This window comes from Klebsiella sp. 141251 (assembly GCF_050600725.1).
GTDB lineage: Bacteria > Pseudomonadota > Gammaproteobacteria > Enterobacterales > Enterobacteriaceae > Klebsiella > Klebsiella aerogenes.
The window spans coordinates 364,679-383,965 of record NZ_JAQIRG010000001.1 but is presented as its reverse complement, the minus strand read 5'-3'; the positions used below and the strand labels follow the sequence as shown (position 1 = coordinate 383,965).

The following is a 19,287-nucleotide window of genomic DNA, read 5'->3' as shown; positions in this document are numbered from 1 at the left end:
ACCTGTATGAAAACATTGCTCCCGACATCCACCGCAGGCAGTTTACCGAAACCGACCTGGCTGGCGCAGCCCGAAACGCTGTGGTCGCCGTGGAAATTACAGAATGAAGAGTTAGTATTGGGCAAACGCGATGCGCTGCGTTTATCGCTCGACGATCAGCTGCGCGCAGGCATTGATATCGTCAGCGATGGCGAGCAGACGCGTCAGCACTTTGTCACCACCTTTATTGAACATCTCAGCGGCGTCGATTTTGAGAAACGGCAAACGGTGAGAATTCGCAACCGCTATGACGCCAGCGTGCCGACCGTCGTCAGCGCCGTCGAGCGCCAGCAGCCGGTGTTTGTCGAAGATGCGAAATATCTGCGTCAACTCACCAACAAACCGATTAAATGGGCCCTGCCGGGGCCAATGACCATGATCGATACGCTGTATGACGATCACTATAAAAGCCGTGAAAAGCTGGCATGGGAATTTGCCAAAATTCTCAACCAGGAAGCACGGGAATTAGAAGCCGCCGGGGTAGATATTATTCAGTTTGATGAACCCGCCTTTAACGTCTTCTTTGATGAAGTCAATGAATGGGGGATCGCCGCGCTGGAAAAAGCCGTTGAAGGGCTGAAATGCGAAACCGCCGTACATATCTGCTATGGCTACGGCATTAAGGCCAATACCGACTGGAAAAAAACGCTCGGCTCCGAATGGCGCCAGTATGAAGAGGCGTTCCCGAAACTGCAGACCTCTTCTATCGATATTATTTCGCTGGAGTGCCACAACTCGCGCGTACCGATGGACCTGCTGGAGCTCATCCGCGGTAAGAAAGTGATGGTCGGAGCAATCGATGTGGCGACCAACGCCATTGAGACGCCAGAAGAGGTGGCCAGCACGCTGCGTAAAGCCCTGCAGTTCGTCGACGCCGACAAGCTCTATCCATCAACCAACTGCGGCATGGCGCCGTTATCGCGTCAGGTCGCCAGCGGTAAGCTGCATGCGCTAAGCGCCGGGGCGGAAATCATTCGCCGGGAGCTGGCGGCGAAATAGTATTCACCGATTTCTACTCTCTGATACTAAAATAGTAGCCGGGTCTACCCGGTTGCTGTTATTTATCCCCACAAGGTTATCATCTCTGTCTTAACTCCTGATGATAATAATCTAACTTACTGTACTTCGGATTAGCCCGATAGTAGATCACGGGCACCTCTTTTCCCACATAAACCTTATCGAGATCCACCATATTAATAGTCATAAACTGATTGGCCTTGCTATAAATTTTACCTCCGGCACTAAAGCTGTACGTTAATACAATACTCACCTCGCCACGATCGTTCGGTGTTTTAGGATAATAAGAGACGATACTAGCGCGAGTCGCTACGGGATCCCTTTTAATCAGCCAGTAGAAGAAAAAACCTCGGGCAAAGCAGAAGACAACCGCAGCCATCAAGGCATAGAAGGGCCCACGAATGATGATCCCTGAATATTTTTCCATTATATTTCTCATGTAATGATTGTTAATAGTGCGGTCTGCAAAGACAATAAATTATACTCCAGCCTATTACCATTGATCTCAAAATGCGCCCCGCCGCCGCGAAACTTAAACACCACGGGATTAGTTTCGTATTTTAATCCTTTGACGCTAATTTCTGTTAGGGCCAGCGCGGTATCATTAAGTTTGACCGACATCGCCGCCGCTTTATATTCAAAATAATCCGGGCACTGGAGGTCAATTTTCTTTTCTCCTCGCAATATCATGGTATCAGGGGTCGATATCTCGATATCACCGGTAGTCACTTTTTGGGCCCAACCTCCAGCTACGGTTGTTGTTAATCCGCCGATGATGGTATTTTTACGCCCGCCGCTACGGACTATTAATTCATCGCCGTCGTGGATTTCAACGTGCCGTCCTCCCGCGGAAACCTTCAGCCACATGCTGCCATCTTCCAGGGTCAGGTACCGATCGCCGATGTTTATTGTCGTGCAGGCAGTACCATTAATGGTGGTCGTCACATCACCGTTAATCTGTGAAAAATCGCCACCGTCGGTGATGGCCAGTTTTCTCCCCTTCGCGATTGTCTTGGTTTCACCCTGGTTAAAAATGGATTCTTCTGCTTTTTCAACCCTGGTGGTACGCCTGGACAGATAAGTAAAAACGGCGTCATCCATCACTTCATGGGTCTGCGTTTTGCCTATTTTTGTGAGATAGTGGCCATCAATAGCCGCAGTTTTATCGTTCTCTACTGAAATATTCATATCTCTTTCAGCGTGTAAATCAACCGATTCGCTGCCCGCCCGATCTTCGAAGAAAAGATAGCTCGCATTATCTTTATGCCCATCTTTGCTACGGGTCATAAACCCCATCCGCGTGGCCTCGTTCGGTAGCGCCCACGGCGGTAAACTAGATTCGTTATAAACGCGCCCGATAATTATTGGGCGGTCGGGATCGCCGTTAATAAAGTCAACGATCACTTCATCATTGACCCTCGGGATCTGTATCCCGCCAAACCCCTGTCCTGCCCAGACGCTCGATACGCGTACCCAACAGGAACTGCTATCGTCGTTATTTCCTTCTCGATCCCAGTGGAATTTCACTTTGACGCGCCCATATTTATCGGTCCAGATACTCTCAGCCCGAGGGCCCACCACTCTTGCTGTCTGCGGACCATAGGTACGCGGCCAGGGTGTCGCCAGTGGCGGACGGATAGACGGTAGACGACGGGATCACGACAAAATCAATGCGCTGAATGGCCTGATTATCAGCACCACTGGCGTAACGATTTTCCTCGAATTCATAATGCGCCTGGATGGTAAGATATTCGCCATTGTCGCCAAAGAACGGCGCGTTGCTTAATTGAAATCGCGCGCCAGGCACAATGCCCGGCGCCGTCGAGGTAGCGTTAATTTTATGCTGTTCCACCTGCCAGCGCTGTTGACGAAGACGGGCGTAGTTTGCCCCCTGTTCATGCTCCACAAAGCGGCCAGGCCAGTCATAAACATCAATTTTTCCCGGCCGTGGGGAGAGCGGATTTTGTCGCGCCTGCAGCAACCAGGCATTCGGTTTACGAAAATCATAATCATCAAGGCTATATAGCCCCGGAGTGACGTTATCCTGCATCGCCCAGCGTGAGATGCCCTCGGCCGGCGTACTTCCACGCAATGATGCGCACTGGTAGGGAATGTCTTCATAACCAGTAATCGAATGATAACTTTCAGCGGCATCAACCAGAACCAGCGTATGCTTATCTCGATCGTGGCGAAAATAATAAGCAATACCTTCGTGCTCCATTAAGCGGCTGATAAAATCAAAACTACTTTCCTGATATTGAACACAGTAATCCCAGACACGATATTGTTCCAGCAGCGCATCTTCAACATTTACCTGGTATTCAGCCAATAGCATGACCACAATCTGCGGAACTGTTTTTTCCTGAAAGATGCGCGAATTACGATCGCGCTGCATCGGCCATAAATCTGATTCAAGCGTCAGCGAATAAGCCGCATATCGGTTCCCTGACAGCTCTATCGCCCCCACGCCAATCCCGGTGACTTTGCCATTAAAATATCGCGGTTCTAACGCGTTTTTTACAGGAACAGCAACCGTAACCGACTCTCCCAGCAAGGTGCTACGATCGATACGCGCATCCGTCGCCAGCAACACGGCTTCAAAAGAAAATGGCGTTGAAATTGCTGCATCTCCAGACAATTTCCAGAAAGAAAGTCCGTCAATCGGAAGCTCAACAGATATACGGTTAAATATCGTTGTCGCTCCTGGAAGCAATCCTGGAGGACTCATTATTTCATTCCATTATTTGCAAATAATGATATTTAAGCGTAGATATCCCCCCATGACTATATGACAACCAGTAATAACACAAATAAAACATTTTAATTAAGCACAAATAGTACATTAAATGGCTATTTAATAATTAAAGCTGTAAATTGACAATGTATTAGATTGCAAGAAAAGGGCGTCATTTATTACATGACGCCCTGGTAAAAGCGGGTTTACATTCCAGGGAAGGTGACGCTATTCCCCGGCGCTTCCCTGTGTAGATGAATAAAGTTCAGGTGCCGCTCGTACTGGTCGAGAATATCGGTGATCACCTGCTCTTTGCTGTAATCCATCAGGTCGTTACCCTGGCTTCCTTCCAGCAGGAAAGTCTCAAGACGGTAGTAGGTCGATTTGCCGCTGCGCGCCCGGTAGGTAAAACCGGGAATCGAGTACTGCTGCGGCCAAATCTGGTAGACGAAGTTCTGTTCGTCGCCCATATGCACCAGCAGATCGAGGTGACCAAGGTTATCCCCCTCTTCCGGCGGCAGGCTTTTCAGCTCAACGTAAGCGCCGCGCAGCTTCAGCTCCTGCGCCACCTCTTCCATCGCCGGGAAGCATACCGTCTCCATCATCTGGCGGGTATAGCGCGTGCCGGGATAGTTCATCAGGCGTGACAGGCGCTTTTTCCAGCTCAGACGATCCTGCACGCCAAGCGGGCGCGGCGCGGTATCACGGTTAGCGCTTTCACGGCGATAATCCTCCACCTTCAATGACTTATATAACCCCGCCATCACGAAGAAAATCACAAAGCTGAACGGTAGCCCCATGATCACCGTCGCGTTCTGTAGGGCGGAGATGCCGTTAGTCATCAGCATACCGAGGGTCAACAGGCCAATCACCACCGACCAGAAGATGCGCAGCCAGTTCGGCGCATCGCTATTAATATCCTTCAGCTTCGAAGTGAAGTTGCCGAGTACCAGCGCGCCGGAGTCCGCTGAGGTGACATAAAACAGCAGGCCGGTAATGGTGGCGACCGAGGCGCTAAAGGTAAACGCCGGATACTGCGCCAGCAGGTTATAGAAACCGCGCTCCGGGTGAGCGATGGCTTCGGCGGCAAAATCCGCATTGCCGTGAATAATTTCATACAGCGCGCTATTGCCGAATACCGACAGCCACAGCAGGGTGAAAGTGAACGGAATAATCAGCGTACCTACCACAAACTGGCGAATGGTGCGCCCGCGCGAAATACGCGCCAGGAACAGGCCGACAAACGGCGACCATGCCACCCACCAGGCCCAGAAGAATAACGTCCAGTTATTCATCCATTCCACCGGGCGGTCGAAGGCGAAGCTGTTCAGCGTCATTCCCATAAAGCGATTGACGTAATCCCCGACGTTCAACACCAGCGCATTGAGCAGGAACTCGGTATCGCCCATAAACAGAATGAATAAGATCAGCCCCAGCGCCAGTACCACGTTGAGCTCGGAAAGGATACGAATGCCCTTATCCACTCCGGAGGTCACCGAAATGGTGGCGATAATCACCGACAATACAATCAGCGCCGCCTTTGCCCCCAATGAATCAGGAATATGGAACAGCACGCTCAGGCCATAATTGAGCTGCACCACGCCGATACCGAGGGTGGTGGCGATACCGAAAATCGTACCGATCACCGCGGCGATATCGACGCTGTGGCCGATGGGGCCATTAATCTTTTTCCCGAAGATAGGATAGAGCGCGGAACGGATGGTAAGCGGCAAATTATAACGATAGCTAAAGTATCCCAGCGCCATTCCCATCAGGGCGTACATCGACCAGCCGGTGAGCCCGTAGTGGAATAGCGTCCACACCATCGCCTGGCGGGCGGCTTCCATGGTCTGCCCCGCCCCTTCCGGCGGCTGCATATACTGCGTGACCGGTTCGGCGACCGAGAAGAACATCAGGTCGATGCCGATCCCGGCGGCAAACAGCATCGCCGCCCAGCTCAGCACGCTAAACTCCGGCTTCGAGTGCTCCGGCCCCAGTTTCACCGAGCCAAAGCGGGAACAGGCAATACAGACGACGAACACGATATACAGCGTGGCGGCGAGTAAATAATACCAGCCGAAGGTTTTAGAAACCCAGTTCAGGGTACGGCCAATCCAGGCCGCGGAAAAATCGCTGAAGAAGATAGTCATCAGGGAAAACAACAAAATCAGTCCTGCGGAAGTGTAAAAAACCACCGGATTGATTTTGTCCTTTTCTCTGCTCGGCGAAAGGTCTGTCATCCATTCTCCTTACATTTATTGCAACTATTAAAAAGCAAATCGGTAACAATTAAGACACATTTTATATTGAACGTCCAATCAAAAACCGCTTTAATAGATAAACAAATCTGATGAATGGAGTCCGGGAAATGCCAAAACTGGGGATGCAATCGATACGTCAGCGACAGCTGATTGACGCTACGCTGGCGGCGATTAATGAGGTCGGCATGCATGACGCCACCATCGCGCAGATCGCCCGCCGGGCGGGCGTATCGACGGGCATCATCAGCCACTATTTCAAGGACAAAAACGGCCTGCTGGAGGCAACGATGCGCGACATCACCGGTCAGCTGCGTCATGCGGTATTACAGCGGCTGCGGGCGCTGCCCGGCGCCAGCGCCGAACGCCGTCTGCGGGCGATCGTCGCCGGCAACTTTGATGACAGCCAGATAAGCGGCGCGGCGATGAAGGCCTGGCTCGCCTTCTGGGCCAGCAGCATGCATCAGCCGATGCTCTATCGCCTGCAGCAGGTCAGCAGTAAGCGTTTGTTATCGAATATCGTTTATGAGTTTCAGCGTCAGCTGCCGCGCGAGCAGGCGCAGGAAGCGGGCTACGGCCTGGCGGCGCTGATCGATGGCCTGTGGCTGCGGGCGGCGTTAAGCGGGAAACCGCTCGACAAAGCCCGCGCTGAGGCGCTCGCGGACCATTTCATCAGGCAGTATCTGCCACCGACTTCGCAATAATGGAGGAAACCATGTCCCGAATGGCCGAACAGCAGCTTTATATTCACGGCAAGTTTGTCGCCGCCACCAGCGGTAAAACTTTCGAGACCATCAACCCTGCCACTGGGGAAGTGCTGGCAACCGTCCAGGCCGCCGGGCGTGAAGACGTCGACCGTGCGGTAAAAAGCGCCCAACAGGGGCAAAAAGTCTGGGCGGCGATGAGCGCGATGGCGCGCTCGCGGATCCTGCGTAAAGCGGTTGATATTCTGCGCGAACGTAACGATGAGCTGGCGCGTCTGGAGACGCTTGATACCGGCAAACCGCTGAGCGAAACCGCCGCCGTCGATATCGTGACCGGCGCCGATGTACTGGAGTACTACGCCGGATTGATCCCGGCGCTGGAAGGCAGCCAGATCCCGCTGCGCGACAGTGCTTTTGTCTACACCCGCCGTGAACCGCTTGGCGTGGTCGCCGGTATCGGCGCCTGGAACTACCCGATCCAGATAGCGCTGTGGAAATCGGCCCCGGCGCTGGCCGCCGGTAACGCGATGATCTTTAAACCAAGCGAAGTCACTCCGCTCACCGCGCTGAAGCTGGCGGAAATCTACCGCGAAGCGGGTCTGCCGGAAGGGGTCTTCAACGTCCTGCCGGGGATCGGCGCCGAAACCGGCCAGTACCTGACCGAGCATCCGGACATCGCCAAAATCTCCTTCACCGGCGGTGTCGCCAGCGGCAAAAAAGTCATGGCCAACTCCGCCGCCTCTTCTTTAAAAGAGGTGACCATGGAGCTGGGCGGTAAATCACCGCTGATTATCGCGGAAGATGCCAACCTCGACCTCGCCGCCGATATCGCCATGATGGCCAATTTCTACAGCTCCGGTCAGGTCTGCACCAACGGCACCCGCGTGTTTGTGCCCACGAAATTTAAAGCCGAATTTGAGCACAAGATCCTCGAGCGCGTGGGCCGTATCCGCGCCGGAGACCTGTTTGCCGACGATACCAACTTCGGCCCGCTGGTCAGCTTCCCGCATCGCCAGAATGTCCTGCGCTATATCGAGAGCGGCAAAAGCGAAGGCGCTCGCCTGCTGTGCGGCGGCGATGTGCTCAAAGGCGAAGGCTTCGATAATGGCGCATGGGTCGCTCCGACGGTCTTCACGGACTGCACCGACGACATGACTATCGTGCGCGAAGAGATCTTCGGACCGGTGATGTCGATTCTCAGCTATGACGACGAAGCGGAAGTGATTCGCCGCGCCAACGCCACCGAGTACGGCCTTGCCGCTGGCGTCGTCACGCCGGATCTGAACCGCGCTCACCGCATCATCCACCAGCTGGAAGCGGGCATTTGCTGGATCAACAGCTGGGGCGAATCGCCGGCGGAAATGCCGGTCGGCGGCTATAAGCACTCCGGCATTGGCCGAGAAAACGGCGTGATGACGCTACAGAGCTATACCCAAGTGAAATCCATCCAGGTTGAGATGGGTCAGTTTCAATCCATATTTTAACCAGGAGGTCATTTTTGCAGTTTGACTACATCATTATTGGCGCCGGCTCCGCCGGCAACGTCCTCGCGACGCGTTTAACGGAAGATCCCAACACCACCGTCCTGCTGCTGGAAGCGGGCGGTCCGGATTACCGCTTTGATTTCCGCACCCAGATGCCCGCCGCGCTGGCTTTCCCGCTGCAGGGCAAACGCTACAACTGGGCCTATGAGACCGAACCGGAACCCTATATGAACCACCGCCGCATGGAGTGCGGACGCGGTAAAGGTCTCGGCGGCTCCTCGCTGATTAACGGCATGTGTTATATCCGCGGCAACGCCATGGACCTTGATAACTGGGCCGCCGCGCCGGGGCTGGAACACTGGAGCTACCTCGACTGCCTACCCTATTACCGAAAAGCGGAAACCCGCGATATCGGCCCTAACGACTATCACGGCGGCGACGGCCCGGTGAGCGTCGCTACGCCGAAACAGAATAATAATCCGCTGTTCCATGCGATGGTGGAAGCCGGCGTGCAGGCGGGCTATCCGCGCACTGACGATCTCAACGGTTATCAGCAGGAAGGGTTTGGCCCGATGGATCGCACCGTGACGCCGCAGGGGCGTCGCGCCAGCACCGCCCGAGGCTATCTCGATCAGGCCCGCAGCCGCGCAAACCTGACCATCCGCACCCATGCCATGACCGATCACATTATTTTTGACGGCAAACGCGCCGTCGGCGTCGAGTGGCTGGAAGGCGATAGCAGCGCGCCGTCAAAAGCGACAGCCAATAAGGAAGTGCTGCTGTGCGCCGGCGCCATCGCCTCACCGCAAATTCTGCAGCGTTCCGGCGTCGGCAACCCGGAGCTACTGCGCCAGTTTGATATTCCGCTGGTCCACGCCCTGCCCGGCGTGGGTGAAAATCTGCAGGATCATCTTGAGATGTATCTGCAGTACGAGTGCAAAGAGCCAGTGTCGCTGTATCCGGCGCTACAGTGGTGGAACCAGCCGAAAATCGGCGCGGAATGGCTGTTCGGCGGCACCGGGATTGGCGCCAGCAATCAATTCGAAGCGGGCGGATTTATCCGCAGCCGCGAGGAATTCGCCTGGCCAAATATTCAGTACCACTTCCTGCCGGTGGCGATTAACTACAATGGCTCCAATGCGGTTAAAGAGCATGGTTTCCAGTGCCACGTTGGCTCGATGCGTTCACCAAGCCGCGGCCATGTGCGCCTGAAATCGCGCGACCCGCATGCCCATCCGGCAATCCTGTTTAACTATATGTCGAGCGAACAGGACTGGCAGGAGTTCCGCGACGCCATCCGTATTACCCGCGAAATCATGAACCAGCCGGCGCTGGATAAGTATCGCGGGCGTGAAATCAGTCCTGGCGTTGAGTGCCAGAGCGATGCGGAGTTAGATGAGTTTGTACGTAATCACGCCGAAACCGCGTTCCACCCGTGCGGCACCTGTAAGATGGGGTACGACGACATGGCGGTGGTCGACGGAGAAGGCCGCGTCCACGGTCTGGAAGGGTTACGGGTGGTCGATGCGTCGATTATGCCGCAGATTATTACCGGCAACCTGAACGCCACCACGATCATGATTGGCGAGAAGATGGCCGATGCCATTCGCGGGCGTCAGCCGTTACCGCGCAGCACCGCGGCCTACTATGTCGCCGGCGACGCGCCGGTTCGCCGCTAAACGAGCAGGTCCCCGGATTGCGCTACGCTAATCCGGGCTACCAAATCGCACAGCGCTGTAGCCCCGGTAAGCGACAGCGCCACCGGGGATTTTGAAGCCGCCAGCACCGGTGTCAGCGCTACGCCACTCGCCCTCCCCGGATTGCGCTGCGCTCATCCGGGCTACCAAATCGCACAACTCTGTAGCCCCGGTAAGCGACAGCGCCACCGGGGATTTTGAAGCCGCCTGCGCCGGTGTCAGCGATATGCCACCCGGCCTTCCCGGATTGCGCTACGCTCATCCGGGCTACCAAATCGCACAACGCTGTAGCCCCGGTAAGCGACTGCGCCACCGGGGTTTTCTCATCCCGCCCGCACTCTCTGCGCTTCACCTATACTTGCAGTTTAAGCGGGGACAGGAGAAAGACGATGACACTACCCGATTTTCACGTCTCAGCGCCTTTTACGCTTGGTATTGAGCTGGAGTTGCAGGTCGTCAACCCGCCGGGATACGACCTCAGCCAGGATGCCTCCACGCTGATTGCCGATGTGCAAAGTGAACTAACGACGGGAGAGGCTAAACACGACATCACCGAAAGCATGCTGGAGATAGCCACCGGCATCTGTCGCGATATTAGCCACGCCACCGCACAGCTCGGCGCCATCCATCAGGCGGTACAGCGCGCCGCTCTCCGTCACCATCTGCAGATCTGCGGCGGCGGATCGCACCCTTTCCACGCCTGGCAGCGCCAGCAAATCAGCGATAATCCGCGCTATGTGAAAACCGTCGAGCACTTCGGCTATCTGGCAAAGCAGGCGACGGTATTTGGCCAGCACGTTCACGTCGGCTGTCAGAACGGCGATGACGCCATCTATTTGCTGCACGGGCTGTCACGCTTTGTACCTCACTTTATTGCCCTCAACGCCGCCTCGCCGTGGTTCGACAGCACCGACAGCCGCTTTTCCTGTTCGCGTCTGAATCGTTTCTCTTCCTATCCCGATAACGGGCCAATGCCGTGGGTTGAGAACTGGCATGCCTTTCAGCGTTTATTCCGCCGCCTGAGCTACACCAGCATGATCGACAGCATGAAGGATCTGCACTGGGATATCCGCCCGAGCCCGGTGTTCGGTACCGTCGAGGTGCGGGTAATGGATACGCCGCTGACGATAGGCCAGGCGGTGAATATCGCCGGATTTATCCAGACGCTGGCCTGCTGGCTGTTAAGCGAACGGCCGTTTAAACATCAGCCGGAGGATTACCTCCTCTACCCTTTCAACCGCTATCAGGCCTGTCGCTACGGCCTCGACGGGGTGATAACCGATGTCTGGTCCGGCGAACAGCAGAGCATCCGCGCGAACATTCTGCAGTTGGCCGACCGATTGGCGCCTTTTGCCCACAAGGTGCATGCCAGCGCGGCGCTGGAGTCGGTTGTGCGCCAGGCCAGGTCCCCCATCAGCGAAGCGCAGCAGATGCGCGAATTCATCGCCAACGGCGGTTCGCTGATTGGTCTGGTACAAAAGCATTGCGAGATTTGGGCGGCATAAGGAAGCGAAACGGGTATACTCGGCGCAGGATATTTAAAAGGAATGTTCATGTTATTACGCCGCCTGATCCCTCTTGCGCTTCTTCCCTTCACCGCTTTTACCCATGCCGCCTGTACGCTCACCGACCCGACGCTGACCTTGCAAAGCTATACGGTTAATCCGCAGCAGGAGCGCATCGTGATGTACTGGCAAAAGCAAAATGGTAAAGCCTGGGGATCGTTGCGTTCGCTGCTGTCCGATATCGATAAAGACGGCAGCGTCCAGATGGCGATGAACGGCGGGATATACGATAAGGCCTACGAACCGCTGGGCTTGTATATCGAAAACGGCGAGCTGCTAAAGCCGCTCAACCGCGCCTCCGGCGGCGGCAACTTTTTCATCCGCCCCGGCGGCGTATTCTGGCTAAAGGACCAGCGGGCGGGAATAACGCCTATCAACAACTTTAAGCCATCGCCTGAGATAACCTACGCCGTGCAGTCCGGGCCAATGCTGATTGAAAACGGCGCCATCAACTGGCGGCTGAAGCCCTCCGCCAGCTCGCGCAAACTGCGCAACGGCGTCGGCATTGATAAGCAGGGACGGGTGGTATTTATGCTTAGCGAGCGTGAAACCAATTTCTACGATTTCGCCTGTTACGCGCAGTCCAAACTCCACGTGCGCCAGATGCTCTACCTCGACGGCACCATCTCAAAAATGTATCAAAAGGGCGGCAGCATACCGTGGCAGTACCATCCGTTCGTCACCATGATCGCGGTGGAAATCAAAAAACCAGGCTAAAGGAAAATGGCGCCCGCTCAATCCTGAAGGGGCGCCGGAGGGGATCAGGCAGCTTTACGGAAACGGCGGGTCAGCCGCTTCTCAATTTCAACCACCAGGAACATAGCCACACCAATCACCAGAGTCACGAACCAGTAGCGCAGCGGCAGCGCCTCAGTGCCGAACATGTTCTGCATCAGCGGTACATAGATGATGACCAGCTGCATCAGCAACAGGACGCCGGTCACCAGCCAGATGCCTTTGTTGCGCAGCAACCCTTTGTTCAGGGAGAAACTGTCGCTGCTGCGGCAGTTAATCATATAGACCCACTGCGCGGTCACCAGCATCTGCAGCAGCACGGTGCGGATGAACTCGGCGCTGTGGCCACGCGGCGCCAGCCAGGCTTCGAGAACAAAAGCGGCGACGGCAATCATCGAACCGACAAAAGCGACGCGCCAGACGGCGAACCCATCCATCACGTGCTGGCCGGTCTTACGCGGTGGACGGTTCATCACGTTGCGCTCGGCGGCTTCAAAGGCCAGGCCGAAGGAGAGCGTGGCCGAGGTCGCCATGTTCATCCACAAAATCAGCACCGGCGTCAGCGGAATAATATTGCCCGCCAGCAGCGCGATGATGATCAACAGTCCCTGCGCGAGGTTGGTCGGCATGATGAACAGGATGGTCTTTTTCAAGTTGTCGTAGACGCGACGCCCCTCCTTCACCGAACTGGCGATGGTGGCGAAGTTGTCGTCGGTGAGCACCATATCGGCGGCCTCTTTGGTCACCTCGGTCCCTTTAATGCCCATGGCGATGCCCACGTCGGCCTGGCGCAGCGCCGGGGCGTCGTTAACGCCGTCACCGGTCATGCCGACCACTTCGCCGCTATCCTGCAGCGCCTTTACCAGACGCAGCTTATGCTCCGGACTGGTACGGGCGAAAATATCAAACTCCACCGCCGCCTTCGCCAGCTCGGCATCATCCATATGCTCAAGCTGATAGCCGGTCATCGCCTGGCGGCTGTTGGCGATCCCCAGCATCTGACCGATGCTCATCGCCGTCTGCGGGTGGTCGCCGGTGATCATCTTCACGCGGATCCCGGCGGCCTGGCAGGCGTGGATCGCGTCAATCGCCTCCGGACGCGGCGGATCCATCATTCCGGCGATGCCGAGGAACACCAGCCCTTCCCTCAGGTCATCGTGGGTCAACGCGGCGCTGCCGACGGCTGCCGGTTTGCAGGCGGCGGCAACCATCCGTAACCCCTGGCGGGCAAAGCGCGCCATTTCGTCTTCCCAGTACTGACGGTCAAACGGCATTGGCCCCTGCTTGCTCATCTGCTGGCCGCACAGGGCGAAGATGACATCCGGCGCGCCGGTAATCAGTACCCGCTCCTCATCGCCAATCTGCTGATGGGTGGCCATGTATTTGTACTGCGAGTCGAACGGAATTTTCGCCACCAGCCGGGTGACGACCGGCGCTAACTGGGCTTTCGCCGCTAATACCTTCAGCGCCCCTTCGGTCGGGCCGCCGGTGATGCTCCACAGGCCACGTTCGTCCTGAACGATCTGGCTGTCATTGCACAGATCGATGGTGCGCAGGTAGGTTTCCAGCACGCTGCCCGGCTGGACCACCACCGGCTCGTCGCTGCCCTCCTGGAAAATGCGCCCCTGCGGCTCATAGCTGTCGCCTTCAACGCGGTAGCAGCAGTCGGCGGTGATGATCGCTTTCACCGTCATCTCGTTCATGGTCAGGGTGCCGGTCTTATCCGAACACACCACGGTCATCGCGCCAAGCGTTTCAACCGTCGGCAGCTTGCGGATAATCGCCCGCTTACGCGCCATCGTCTGTACGCCGAGCGACAGGATAATCGAGATAATCGCCGGCAGTCCTTCCGGTACCGCCGCCACCGCGAGGCTAATCAGCGACAGCAGCAGCTCGCCCAGCGGGATATCGCGCAGCGCGAGGCTGAAGAAGAACAGCGCCACCATCATCGCGAGGATGATGACAAAAATCGCTTTCCCCAGTTTATCCATCTGCACCAGCAGCGGAGTACGGTGCTTTTCAATAGCCGCCATCATCTGATTGATGTGGCCTAGCTCGGTCTCTTGACCGGTAGCGGTAACCACACCGACGCCGCTGCCGGCGCTGATAGTGGTGCCGGAGAAGACCATATTGGTGCGGTCGCCCAACGGCAGTTCGCCCTGTAGCGTCACGGTGGTTTTATCCACCACCGTCGACTCGCCGGTGAGGATCGCCTCTTCGACCCGTAGATTGTGGCTTTCAATCAGGCGCAGATCCGCCGGAACGCGGTCGCCGGCGCGCAAAATAACAATATCGCCCGGCACAAGGTCACGAGTGGGGATGGTTTCATGCTTGCCGTTGCGCAGCACGCGGGCATCGCTGGAGAGCATGTTGCGGATCCCCTGCAGCGATTTTTCGGCATTGCTCTCCTGAATATGACCGATCAACGCATTAATGACGGTAACGCCGAGAATAACCAGAGTATCGACCCAGTGGCCCATCACCGCGGTGAGCGCAGCAGCGGCCAGCAGGACGTAAATCAGGACATCGTTGAAGTGGGCGAGAAAACGCAGCCATGCCGGTTTGCCTTTCTTTTCCGGCAGCGCGTTAGGGCCGTATGATTTCAGGCGACCGGCGGCTTCAGCGGTGCTGAGACCGTCGGCATGGCTCTTTTTTTGCGCCAGTACCGCCTCGACTGTTTGCTGATAAGCCTGCTGCGGCGCGACGTCGCCCGAGGGCGTGATGTTGTGGGGATTAATCATGCTGGTCAAAATAAAGTTTCCTTTTAAATTCCGTGAATCGGAAAGCCTGAAATCATTTCTGGCCAATGAATTAATGCGTTTTGCGAGCAAGATCAAATTATCCAGCCACAACATTTATTTACTCGCAAATTTAAAAATACATGGTAAGTTGGTTCTGAAAACAAATATTACAGAGTATTTCTAAACCATTTCTAAACGAGGTAAAACATGTTTGGAATCTACCGTGGACGCCGTCTGGCGCTGTATGTCGTACTGGCAATCATTATCGCCACCATTGTGGGATATAGTACTTATACTTTTGTAAAAATGCTGGGGTAATAAATGACGGTAATTTACATCACGATGCAATTAACTTAATCACAAATATTACTCAATAAATTAACAGGGGGTTTTAATTAATAGTATTAGAAATAATATGAATGACGTAAATTAATCAGCGGATAAAGCATATTGCGTTAACGGACTTTTTACCGGACAATATGTTTTTTAACTGACGATTAACATCATAATGAAACACCCGCTGGAAACGCTATTATCCGCCGCCGGCATTTTGCTGTTAGCCCTGATTTCTTGCTTGCTATTGCCGGCGCCCTCGCTCGGCCTGACGCTGGCGCAAAAGCTAGTCACATCCTTCCACCTGATGGATCTCAACCAGCTCTATACCTTGATCTTCTGCCTGTGGTTCTTAGCGCTGGGAGTCGTCGAGTACCTGGTATTACGCTGGGTATGGCGCCGCTGGTTCTCACTGGCAGATTAAGCAGTAAGAGAGAAAAAAAGCCCGCCGATAAAGGCGGACTGGTATGCGGCCGGCGCTCAGTGCGCACGGCTGTGGTTCTCTTTGCGATACGCGCCCGGCGGCTGATTGAAGGTACGGGTAAAGATACGGGTGAAGGTTTGCTGCGAATCAAAGCCGTATTTCAGGCAGATATCATAAACCCGCTGGTCGGTATCTCGCAGGTCGCGCGCCGCCAGCAGCAGTTTACGCTCGCGAATGTAGCGCCCGAGACTTTCCCCTTTGTACTGTAAAAACAGCCGTTGCAGATGCCATTTCGAATACCCGGCATGGCGCGCAATATCATCAATTCGCAGCGGTTGATGCAGATTGTCATCAATCCATTCCACGATAGTGTCAATCACCTGAGCGGATATATTCATATCTCTTCTCTCCTCCTGAACCACTCTGGCGGTTAGCGCCACCAGGCGTTAAATGATTGTGTCTTATCAGCGACCCACACCGGTTCGCCCAGCATTGGCGTGACTAAATGCCACTCACGTCCTTCACTGGCTGCCGCCAGCCGCTGGTACGGATCGTCCCAGCTGTGTTTTGCCAGCACAAAGCGTCCGGCATGCCCCGGTAATACCGACCGGGCGCGTAAATCATCGGCGGCCTGCGCCGTTTCTTCCGGCATCATGTGGATGTACTTCCAGTCCTGGTCATATTGACCGTTTTCCATGATCGCCAGGTCGATAGGACCAAACTGCTCGCCAATCGCCTTAAAATGCGGGCCATAGCCGCTATCGCCGCTGTAATAAATCTTTTGCTGCGGGGTGACGAACAGGAAGCTGGCCCACAAGGTCTGGTTGCGTTTCAGCCCGCGGCCGGAAAAATGGCGAGCCGGCAGCGCGTGTACGGTCAGTTCATCGCTGATTTTTACCGTCTGGTTCCAGTCCACTTCGTTGATAATCGCCGCATCCATTCCCCAGTAGCGCAGATGCGAACCGACGCCGAGCGGCGTCACCACGCGTTTAACTTTCGGCATCAGCGCTTTGATAGTGGCGTAGTCGAGATGGTCATAGTGATCGTGGGAAATTACCAACACATCGATCTCCGGCATCTGCTGCGCCTTCCACGGGTAGTCGCCGGGAAAGGCTTTATTGATGAAAGAGAATGGCGCGGCATAATCGCTAAATACCGGATCGATCAGGATACGTTTCCCCGCCAGCTGCAGATACCACGATGAGTGGCCAAGCCAGACCATCACGTCTTCGCCAGACGGCAGGCTGGCAAGATCGGTATTCACCAGCGGCAACGGCTGCAGCGGGCGTGCGTTTTCTCGCTTAGTCACCAGGAAATCCCACCACGCGGCCAGCATGTTTTTCTGGCCGGTGAATCCTGGCGTCGGCAGTTGATTATGGAACTGGCCGTCACGGTAATTCGGCGACTGTTCGACAAGACTAAGCTGCGCACCCTTTGGCGCTTTGCCAAAACCGGCATTGAGAACAAACGGCAATGTCGTTGTTGCTGCTAATAACATAATGGCGACCACGCTAAAGGTGACACGGTTCATATCCTGACCAGACAAAAGCCCCATCCAGGGGACTTTATGATATAACTTGATTATGAGTGAGTAAGCACTCATTATTAGGAAGGAGTAGAAAATCGTCAAGCCTATTTTCAATTTTTGACATCTGCCGTTGCAGTTGCGCGGTCCGCCGTGATTAGATCGGGGTTTAACTTTCAGCGAGGTAAAATGTAGTGGCTCGTCCTAAGAGTGAAGATAAAAAACAAGCGTTACTGGAAGCCGCTACGGCCGCTTTCGCCCAGTCCGGCATTGCCGCTTCAACATCGGCGATAGCCCGCAGCGCGGGGGTTGCCGAGGGGACGCTGTTTCGCTATTTCGCCACCAAAGATGAGTTGCTCAACGAGTTATACCTCGCTATTAAGCTGCGCCTGGTGCAGACGATGATCGCCGGGCTCAACCCTGACGAAAAACGCCCAAAGGAAAACGCGCGCAATATCTGGAACAGCTATATCGACTGGGGGATGCGTAACCCTATGGAATATCGCGCCATTCGCCGTATGGCATTGAGCGAACGCATCACCGATGAAACCCGCAGCCTGGTCAAAGAGAGTTTTCCCGAGCTTAACGAGATGTGCCAACTATCGGTGAAAGCGGTTTTCCTTAGCGACGCCTATCGCGCTTTCGGCGATGCCCTGTTCCTGTCGCTGGCCGAGACCACCATCGAGTTCGCCAGCCACGATCCGCAGCGCGCCCGTGAGCTTATCGCCCTCGGTTTTGAGGCGATGTGGAATGCGCTGCATGAGAGTGAGCATTAATGGATAACGAAGCGCTACACCATCACGCGCAGCGTATCGCGCTGACCTACCCTTTCACCGAGCACTGCTGGCCGTTTGGCCCGGAGTATGACGTGTTTAAAGTCGGCGGGCGTATCTTCATGCTAACCATGACCCTTCGCGGGCGGGCAATCGTCAACCTGAAGGCCGATCCGCAAAAATCGCTGCTCAATCAGCAAATTTACCGCAGTATCGAGCCGGGCTATCACATGAACAAAAAGCACTGGATCACCGTCGTGCCGGGCGAGGATATCAGCGAGGATTTACTTGCCGAGCTTATTGACGACTCGTGGAATCTGGTGGTGGATAAGCTGGCGAAAAAAGACCAACGTCGGCTGCGTCCCGGCTGATTTTCAAATAAATGCGATAAGTGTTATCGCATTTTTCACTCTTATCATTTCCCGCGCATCGCTGTACTCTTCCTCCCACGAAATGTGCCCGTAAGGGGCTGAAAATTGTGAGGAAGAGTCATGGATATTATCTCAGTTGCCTTAAAACGTTACTCCACTAAGGCCTTTGATCCGGCGAAAAAGCTGACGGCCGAACAGGCGGAAAACCTGAAAACGCTGCTGCAATATAGCCCGTCGAGCACCAACTCCCAGCCGTGGCACTTTATCGTCGCCAGCAGCGATGAAGGCAAAGCCCGCGTCGCGAAAGCGGCCAGCGGCACCTACGTGTTCAACGAACGTAAAATCCTCGACGCTTCCCACGTTGTCGTGTTCTGTGCGAAAACCGCGATGGACGATGCGTGGCTGGAAAAAGTCGTTGATCAGGAAGACGCTGATGGCCGTTTTGCCACTCCGGAAGCCAAAGCCGGCAACCACAAAGGCCGCACCTTCTTTGCTGATATGCACCGCAAAGAGCTGAAAGATGACGATCAGTGGATGGCGAAACAGGTTTATCTTAACGTGGGCAACTTCCTGCTCGGCGTGGCGGCAATGGGGCTGGATGCGGTGCCGATCGAAGGCGTCGATTTCGCCATCCTCGACGAAGAGTTTGGCCTGAAAGCGCAAGGTTATACCAGCGTGGTCGTCGTGCCGGTCGGTCATCACAGCGTGGAAGACTTCAACGCCACGCTGCCGAAATCCCGCCTGCCGCAGTCCACTACCATCACCGAGATCTAATCTCCGCGCGCTGCCCTCCCCGGTGGCGCTGACGCTTACCGGGGCTACCAACCGAGTGCCGGATCGTAGCCCGGATAAGGCGCAACGCGCCGCCATCCGGGGAGGACGGCGGC

15 protein-coding genes and 1 pseudogene are annotated in these 19,287 nt (G+C 55.3%); 10 read left to right on the top strand and 6 right to left on the bottom strand.

Translation table 11 applies throughout. The features are described 5' to 3' along the window. Nucleotides 1-6 precede the first annotated feature (6 nt). Complete coding sequence (locus PGR09_RS01810; protein ID WP_047049395.1) at nt 7-1,038, top strand: methionine synthase; 1,032 nt, start codon at nt 7-9, stop codon at nt 1,036-1,038. A gap of 79 nt (nt 1,039-1,117) precedes the next feature. Here PGR09_RS01810 and PGR09_RS01805 read toward each other — a convergent pair whose 3' ends face one another. The 3 genes and pseudogenes from PGR09_RS01805 to betT form a co-directional block, all read right to left on the bottom strand. Then, the gene (locus PGR09_RS01805) at nt 1,118-1,483 is read right to left on the bottom strand and encodes a hypothetical protein (protein WP_047077911.1); all 366 of its coding nucleotides are present in this window, start codon (nt 1,481-1,483) and stop codon (nt 1,118-1,120) included. A gap of 8 nt (nt 1,484-1,491) precedes the next feature. Next, nucleotides 1,492-3,748 (bottom strand): annotated as a pseudogene (locus tag PGR09_RS01800) (type VI secretion system Vgr family protein). A gap of 248 nt (nt 3,749-3,996) precedes the next feature. Further along, nucleotides 3,997-6,030 (bottom strand): choline BCCT transporter BetT, encoded by a 2,034-nt coding sequence (gene betT / locus PGR09_RS01795; RefSeq protein ID WP_015704693.1) that lies wholly within the window; start codon nt 6,028-6,030, stop codon nt 3,997-3,999. A gap of 128 nt (nt 6,031-6,158) precedes the next feature. Between betT and betI the strand changes: the two genes are divergently transcribed. From betI to PGR09_RS01770, 5 genes are all read left to right on the top strand, one after another. Continuing rightward, nucleotides 6,159-6,752, top strand: a complete 594-nt coding sequence (gene betI / locus PGR09_RS01790; protein ID WP_045392822.1) for a transcriptional regulator BetI — start codon at nt 6,159-6,161, stop codon at nt 6,750-6,752. 11 nt (nt 6,753-6,763) lie between these two features. Further along, entirely contained in the window at nt 6,764-8,236 is a 1,473-nt protein-coding gene (gene betB / locus PGR09_RS01785) for a betaine-aldehyde dehydrogenase (protein WP_047077914.1), read from the top strand. 14 nt (nt 8,237-8,250) lie between these two features. Continuing rightward, nucleotides 8,251-9,915: a choline dehydrogenase gene (betA, locus tag PGR09_RS01780; protein WP_045392819.1), complete on the top strand. Its 1,665-nt coding sequence runs from the start codon at nt 8,251-8,253 to the stop codon at nt 9,913-9,915. 407 nt (nt 9,916-10,322) lie between these two features. Further along, a complete protein-coding gene (locus tag PGR09_RS01775; RefSeq protein WP_063414688.1) occupies nt 10,323-11,438 on the top strand; it encodes a YbdK family carboxylate-amine ligase in 1,116 nt (371 codons plus the stop codon). Nucleotides 11,439-11,486: 48 nt separating this feature from the next. Beyond that, entirely contained in the window at nt 11,487-12,215 is a 729-nt protein-coding gene (locus PGR09_RS01770; RefSeq protein WP_396279846.1) for a phosphodiester glycosidase family protein, read from the top strand. 44 nt (nt 12,216-12,259) lie between these two features. Here the strand turns inward: PGR09_RS01770 and PGR09_RS01765 are convergent, their stop codons facing one another. Continuing rightward, complete coding sequence (locus PGR09_RS01765; protein ID WP_430915754.1) at nt 12,260-14,983, bottom strand: cation-transporting P-type ATPase; 2,724 nt, start codon at nt 14,981-14,983, stop codon at nt 12,260-12,262. Nucleotides 14,984-15,482: 499 nt separating this feature from the next. On the opposite strand from PGR09_RS01765, the gene PGR09_RS01760 reads away from it, so the two are divergent. Beyond that, nucleotides 15,483-15,731, top strand: coding sequence for a DUF1158 domain-containing protein (locus PGR09_RS01760; RefSeq protein ID WP_015704686.1), 249 nt, complete (start codon nt 15,483-15,485; stop codon nt 15,729-15,731). A gap of 56 nt (nt 15,732-15,787) precedes the next feature. Here the strand turns inward: PGR09_RS01760 and PGR09_RS01755 are convergent, their stop codons facing one another. Together PGR09_RS01755 and PGR09_RS01750 are read right to left on the bottom strand one after the other, a co-directional pair. Then, entirely contained in the window at nt 15,788-16,129 is a 342-nt protein-coding gene (locus tag PGR09_RS01755) for a RamA family antibiotic efflux transcriptional regulator (protein ID WP_015367806.1), read from the bottom strand. A 32-nt stretch (nt 16,130-16,161) separates the two neighbouring features. Beyond that, complete coding sequence (locus tag PGR09_RS01750) at nt 16,162-17,277, bottom strand: MBL fold metallo-hydrolase (RefSeq protein ID WP_380378588.1); 1,116 nt, start codon at nt 17,275-17,277, stop codon at nt 16,162-16,164. A gap of 173 nt (nt 17,278-17,450) precedes the next feature. On the opposite strand from PGR09_RS01750, the gene PGR09_RS01745 reads away from it, so the two are divergent. From PGR09_RS01745 to nfsB, 3 genes are all read left to right on the top strand, one after another. Next, entirely contained in the window at nt 17,451-18,032 is a 582-nt protein-coding gene (locus PGR09_RS01745) for a TetR/AcrR family transcriptional regulator (RefSeq protein WP_047049409.1), read from the top strand. Further along, nucleotides 18,032-18,400, top strand: a complete 369-nt coding sequence (locus PGR09_RS01740) for an MmcQ/YjbR family DNA-binding protein (protein ID WP_015367809.1) — start codon at nt 18,032-18,034, stop codon at nt 18,398-18,400. Before PGR09_RS01745 ends, PGR09_RS01740 begins: the two co-directional genes overlap by 1 nt. Before the next feature lie 120 nt (nt 18,401-18,520). Then, entirely contained in the window at nt 18,521-19,174 is a 654-nt protein-coding gene (gene nfsB, locus PGR09_RS01735) for an oxygen-insensitive NAD(P)H nitroreductase (RefSeq protein WP_047049412.1), read from the top strand. The last annotated feature ends 113 nt before the right edge of the window (nt 19,175-19,287 follow it).

Coding starts and splice junctions, on each gene's coding strand:
- PGR09_RS01810 (WP_047049395.1), top strand. CDS start 7: ATGAAAACATTGCTCCCGACATCCACCGCAGGCAGTTTACCGAAACCG.
- PGR09_RS01805 (WP_047077911.1), bottom strand. CDS start 1,483: ATGGAAAAATATTCAGGGATCATCATTCGTGGGCCCTTCTATGCCTTG.
- betT (WP_015704693.1), bottom strand. CDS start 6,030: ATGACAGACCTTTCGCCGAGCAGAGAAAAGGACAAAATCAATCCGGTG.
- betI (WP_045392822.1), top strand. CDS start 6,159: ATGCCAAAACTGGGGATGCAATCGATACGTCAGCGACAGCTGATTGAC.
- betB (WP_047077914.1), top strand. CDS start 6,764: ATGTCCCGAATGGCCGAACAGCAGCTTTATATTCACGGCAAGTTTGTC.
- PGR09_RS01775 (WP_063414688.1), top strand. CDS start 10,323: ATGACACTACCCGATTTTCACGTCTCAGCGCCTTTTACGCTTGGTATT.
- PGR09_RS01770 (WP_396279846.1), top strand. CDS start 11,487: ATGTTATTACGCCGCCTGATCCCTCTTGCGCTTCTTCCCTTCACCGCT.
- PGR09_RS01760 (WP_015704686.1), top strand. CDS start 15,483: ATGAAACACCCGCTGGAAACGCTATTATCCGCCGCCGGCATTTTGCTG.
- PGR09_RS01755 (WP_015367806.1), bottom strand. CDS start 16,129: ATGAATATATCCGCTCAGGTGATTGACACTATCGTGGAATGGATTGAT.
- PGR09_RS01740 (WP_015367809.1), top strand. CDS start 18,032: ATGGATAACGAAGCGCTACACCATCACGCGCAGCGTATCGCGCTGACC.
- nfsB (WP_047049412.1), top strand. CDS start 18,521: ATGGATATTATCTCAGTTGCCTTAAAACGTTACTCCACTAAGGCCTTT.